Source organism: Arthrobacter sp. B2060, assembly GCF_059090445.1.
The window spans coordinates 1-5,557 of the sequence record NZ_JBNHFR010000020.1; the positions used below are offsets into that span (position 1 = coordinate 1).

Consider the following 5,557-nt stretch of genomic DNA (forward strand, 5'->3'; position numbering starts at 1 on the left):
TCGCGGTCGCGGAGGTCGAGCCTCCGCCGTTCGTCGCGGTCAGCCTCGCCGTGAACGTCCCCGCCGCGGTGTACGTGTGGGAAGGGTTCCGCTCCGTAGACGTGCCGCCGTCACCAAAATCCCAGGACCACGACGTCGGCGCCCCGGTCGAGGTATCAGTGAAACTCACCGGCAACGGAGCCGTGCCCGACGTGGGGGACGCGGTAAAGGACGCCACCGGCGCCGGCGTGGCCGCCGCCTCGACCGTGACGGTCGCGGTCGCGGAGGTCGAGCCTCCGCCGTTCGTCGCGGTCAGCCTCGCCGTGAACGTCCCCGCCGCGGTGTACGTGTGGGAAGGGTTCCGCTCCGTGGACGTGCCGCCGTCACCAAAATCCCAGGACCACGACGTCGGCGCCCCGGTCGAGGTATCAGTGAAACTCACCGGCAACGGAGCCGTGCCCGTCGTCGGGGACGCGGCAAAGGAAGCCACCGGCGCCGGTGTGCCGGGATCTTTGGGGGCAGGTTTCAGCGCGGTACGCCATGCGGCAACCGCTTTGGCACTGCTGAAGGTCCAGGTGGCTGTGCCGGTGGCTCCGGCGGTTGCCTGGGTCCTGTCCGCCTGTTCCGCGATCTGGCCGCCGGCGACGGTCTCCCACCGTTCGGTCCATCCGCTTGGCGGGGTAGCGGCGGGGTTTGAACTGTCAAACCCGAGACCGCCGATCAGCATGGCCCCGTTGCTCGCGGTCGTTACGCCGGGAACGGCAATGCTTGTGGCTCTGTAGGTTGTGTTGACAGCGGTGGCGACAGCGCTGTCAAGAGGGGTCGTGTTGTTGACGCCGCGGTATGCCGTGACGCCGGCGCCCCATTTAACGGCAGTGCTGAGCGTCCAGGTGTAGGTGGGTGGCTCAGACGCTCCGGCCACGCGGTAGTAGGCAAAGACCCGTGCGCCGCTGCTGATGGAGAGCCCGTTGACGATCGCAGTCCAGCCCGCGGGGACAGCCGCCGTGGGGTTCTTGTCCGCGGTAAAGGAGGCGACCATGACATCCCCGGCCGTGGTACCGGACGGCCTGGTCAAGGTTACGGCGGTGGTGGCTGTTGTTGCGCTGGCAGTGGTGGAGCTGACCGCGGTCACTGTCCCCGACGGTGGAGGGGGCGCCGGTGGTGTGGAGCCAATGTTGATGGTCGAGGCGATGCTGGGCACGCCGTCGGCGTCCACTGCAAAGAGCATGTAATTGCCCGGCACCAGCACGCCCGTGTCCGCCGGCAACGTCAGCGACGCGGTGTTACCCGACACGGCGGTTGCGGTCAGCGGTATCCGCCGCTGGTCGGTGTTCACGGTGTGGGTCACCGTGCTCATCCGCATCAGAGAGAACTTGGTGGTCGGCGCCCCGGTGGTCACGGCAATCGTGCTGCCGGGTGACGCGGTGGCCGGTGCGGTCACAATCTCGGGCCGCACACGCGGGCTGCCGTCGGCGTTCAGCAGGTAGGGCGGGGTGAAGATCTCTCCGTCCAGGTGGTTCGTGGTGCAGCTTCCCGTGCACAGCCCGCCGCCGCCGACGAACACCCGGGCATCCGGGAGCAGCAGGGCCACGCTGTGATAGGTCCGGGGAATGGCCATCGGAGCCATCGTGGTCCACAGTCCGGTCGCCGGGTTCCAGATTTCCGGAGCCATCCTGGCTCCCGTATCGGTGAACTGCACGGGAGTGGCCTGACCGCCGACCACGAACACCTGGCCATCGGGCAGCGCGACCCCGTTCGCGAAGGACCGGCTGACGGCCATGTCTGCGGTCCGGGCCACAGTGGCTCCGTTGTTGATGTCGATGGTGTACGCCCGGGCGGTGGCAGGGGCGTTCGAGTAGGCGGTCGCCCCGCCCACGGTGAGGATCTTGCCGACGTCGTACATCACCGCGTCGCCGTTCATCGCGTCCGCGCTGTCGGACCGCAAGCCGGCCGAGGTGATGCTGCCGGTGCCTGTGGTGGAGATCCAGTTCATCTGGCGGCTCGGCCCGGCGTGGAACACCCGGCCGCCGGGGGCGGCAAACAACCAGGAATGATTGTCGGCGTGGTGTTCGCCGGGGTCGTTGGTCAGGATATTGTCGACCAGCACGTTTGGCAACGTTCGCCAGCCGCCGGCTTCAGACCATACTTCGCCGTGCTTGTTGCCGATTCCCCCCGACCAGGAGCCGCCGATGGTGAACACCTCACCGGTGGACGTGGTCACGTTGGAGTGGTATCCGCGGGCGATCTTCATTGCCGGCCCCGCTGTCCAGGTGTTCGACACAGGGTTGTACAGGGTGGTCTTCGAGCTGTTGCTGCCGCCGCTGATCACGATCCGCCCGTCCGGCAGCATCGAGGTCCCGGGGCAGAACATGTCGTGACCGGTGTTGGCCACCTCGGTCTGGCTCACGTCGCCGGTGGTGAGGTTCAGGATGGAGGTCTGGGTGTAGCCGTTGCTGCCGCCGAATACGGTGGGGGAGTAGGCGGACCACGTGAGCAGCTTGTTGCCAGGCAGCAGCGCCGCCGCGGCTGGGACAAGCGGGAAGTTGATGGTGGGGCCCCAGGATCCCGCCGCTCCTTCCGTCGCCATGGCGGTCATCATGCCGCTGCCGCTTTGGCCGATGAGATTGATCTCGGCGGCGCTGCTCCAGGGGCCGCGGTTGCCGGCCTCGCTGATGGCGCGTAGCCGGACATACCGCGCCGGCACTGCTGCAAACGTGGCGGTTTTCTCGGCACTGGTGTCAGCCCAGGTCCCGTGGGCCACGGGCGTACCCCACGTGGTGCCGTTGGTGCTCACCAGAATCTCGAAGCTGCCTATCCGCCCGTTCTCGACGTCGGGTCGCGGCAGATAGCGGAACCCCGTGATGTTTTGCGTCACCTTGGTGTCAATCGTGATGGTGTGCGGCAACGGAATTGCGCGTGGGCTCCCCTTGCTCTGCCAGAACGTGGCGCCGTTGGCATCGAGAACGTTGGCGGCCTTGCCGTTCCCGCCGGAAACCTCTTCATCGCTGGCCGACACCGTCCACCCGGCCCGTTGCAACGGATCCGGGGCCGGCTCCATTGCGGCGGCCGGCAGCGCCGCGTTGTGAACATGTGAACCGTGCGCGCTCGAGGAGTCGCGCGGAGCCGCCGCCTCGTAACCCGTGATCAGCAGGGACGTCGCCATCCCTGCGGTGACCAGGGCCGCCAGGGCGGACCTCTCGCGGCGCCGCACTCCCGGGCCCGAACGCTTCTCCGCACGAGTGGGTCTCCCGGCGGTCGCTGCAGGCCCGCGTGTAGACAGGACATGGAAGCCGCTCATCGTGGAGATGATGGACCGAACACGGCTCGCAACAGACATGGTCCTCCCTCAAATGGCAGGTCAACACTGGACCGCACAGGCGGTGTCTGTTGATCGCAGACGTGATGGATCGGAGCCTACGGAATCAACAGGACGCCGGGCCAGAGTAGTGGGTACCTGTCTTCGCTCCACCGGATACTCGCCTTTCAGCGTTCAGTACCTGTGTTGCACGTGGCTTCTACTTGCACGAATCAGCGCCCTTGACAGTGGTGTCTCACGTAGACAAAGTTCTAGGGGTACGGTCTCGGAGTTCAGGTCCATCCATCGAAGGAAGAGCCATGCCGAGACCTCATTTCTTCGCTCTGTTGGCGACGGTGGCCGTGGCCGCGCTGGTGGCTCTCGGCCTTGTGCCTGCGATGGCTGCGGCCGCATCCTCCACTCTGACCCTCAATGCGGTCGCGGACACCTATGTTTCCAGTTCTTCGCCCAACCGAAACTTTGGTGGCGCTACTTCCTTGGCCGTTTCACAAAACTCCAACCACGCGTTGTTACGGTTCGACGTGTCGCTGCCCGATGGAAGCAGCGTCACGAACGTGACGCTGATGGTCTATTCAAAGTCCGCGGTGAACGGCAGCCTGATTGTGCATCCTTCCAGTAACAACTGGGGGGAGTCGACTGTCACTTTCGCGAACCAGCCTGCATGGCAACCTGCTGAGCTTTCCAGGTCCGGGGTCCTGCCGGCTGGCGGCTATGTAAGTGCAACCTTGCCCGCTGCTTCTGTCCCCGCCTCAGGTCCTGTCAGTTACGGCCTGAGCACGACTGGGGTGACGGGCAGCCTGGCCTCCCGTGAGACGGCGAACCCGCCGCTACTCCTGATTACGTATTCGGCAACCCCGCCGCCCCCGCCCACAGAGATCCCGAGGCCGACCATCGCCAGTGTTTCGCCCGTAGTCGAGAATGTTGGATTTTCAGGCTCGGGGGACGTCACCGATGACTCCGTGATCTGGGCTGATCCCGCAAACCCTGCCAATAGTGTCGTCATTGCAGATAAGAAGGCGAGCTCAGGCGGTGGGATCGGGGTCTTCGGCATGGACGGCAAACTGATCCAGTTCCGGGCCGAGGGGATGATCGGCAACGTTGACCTGCGGGCAGGCTTCCCATTATCGGGGATTCCCACCGTGCTTGTGGGGGCAAACAACCGGACGAACAACACGCTTGCGTTGTGGTCACTGAATACAGAGAGCAGAACTCTCTCGGCCGCCGCCGCCCGCAGCATCCCGACATTCGCGCCAAACTACGGCTTCTGCATGTACCACAGCCGTGTGAGCGGCAAGTTCTATGCCTTTGTAACACCCTACGAGGGCGGTGGCTCCATCCAGCAGTTCGAACTCTTCGACAATGGCGCCGGCCTGGTGGACGCAAAGCTAGTAAGAACGCTGTCCATCAGCAGCATCACCGAGAGTTGCGTCGCCGATGACGACCTTGGTCACCTATACGTCGGCCAGGAGGATGTGGCCATTTGGAAGTACGGCGCTGAACCTGACTCTGGAGATGGCCGGGTGGCCGTCGACACGGTGGGCGCGGGCCACCTGGTGGCGGACATCGAGGGGATGAGCATAGCTTATGGCCCTGAGGGGACGGGCTACCTCTTCGCGTCCAGCCAAGGGGATTCCACTTTCGCCGTCTACGAGCGCGCCGGCAGCAACGCCTACGTCAAATCGGTGAGGGTCGTCGCCAACGGGTCAATCGATGAAGTCACGGGAAGCGACGGCATCGACGTCACCAGCCTGAATGCCGGGCCTCAGTTTGAGCAGGGCGTTATGGTGGTTCACGATCATCCCAATACCGGTGGCAGCACGTCCAACCTGAAATATGTCCCGTTGAGCGCGGTGGTGCAAATGACACCTCCACCGGCACCGCCGGGTCCGGTGACGTCCTTTACCGCTTCACCGACGACGGGCACGGCCCCGCTGCCGGTGAGTTTCACTGACACCTCGACCGGGGCGCCGGCCTCCTGGGCCTGGGATTTCGGCGACGGCGGCACGTCCGCGGACCAGAATCCCTCCCACACGTACACCGCGGCCGGCACCTACACGGCACGGCTGACCGCTACCAACAGTGAAGGCTCGACCTCCGCTACCGCGACCATCACGGTCAACCCGCCGGCACCGCCGGCGCCGGTGGCTTCCTTTACCGCGTCCCCGACGACGGGCACGGCCCCGTTGCCGGTGAGTTTCACTGACACCTCGACCGGGGCGCCGACGTCGTGGTCCTGGGATTTTGGTGACGGCGGCACGTCCA

At 65.4% G+C, this 5,557-nt stretch carries 2 protein-coding genes; one reads left to right on the forward strand and one right to left on the reverse strand.

Features of this window, described 5'->3' with window-relative positions; translation table 11 throughout:
- On the reverse strand, nt 1–3,316 hold a 3,316-nt coding region (locus AC5RUM_RS21370), incomplete at its 3' end, for a PKD domain-containing protein (RefSeq protein WP_494036833.1).
- Nucleotides 3,317–3,594: 278 nt separating this feature from the next.
- Between AC5RUM_RS21370 and AC5RUM_RS21375 the strand changes: the two genes are divergently transcribed.
- A partial coding sequence (locus tag AC5RUM_RS21375; RefSeq protein WP_494036834.1) for a phytase occupies nt 3,595–5,557 on the forward strand: 1,963 nt, incomplete at its 3' end.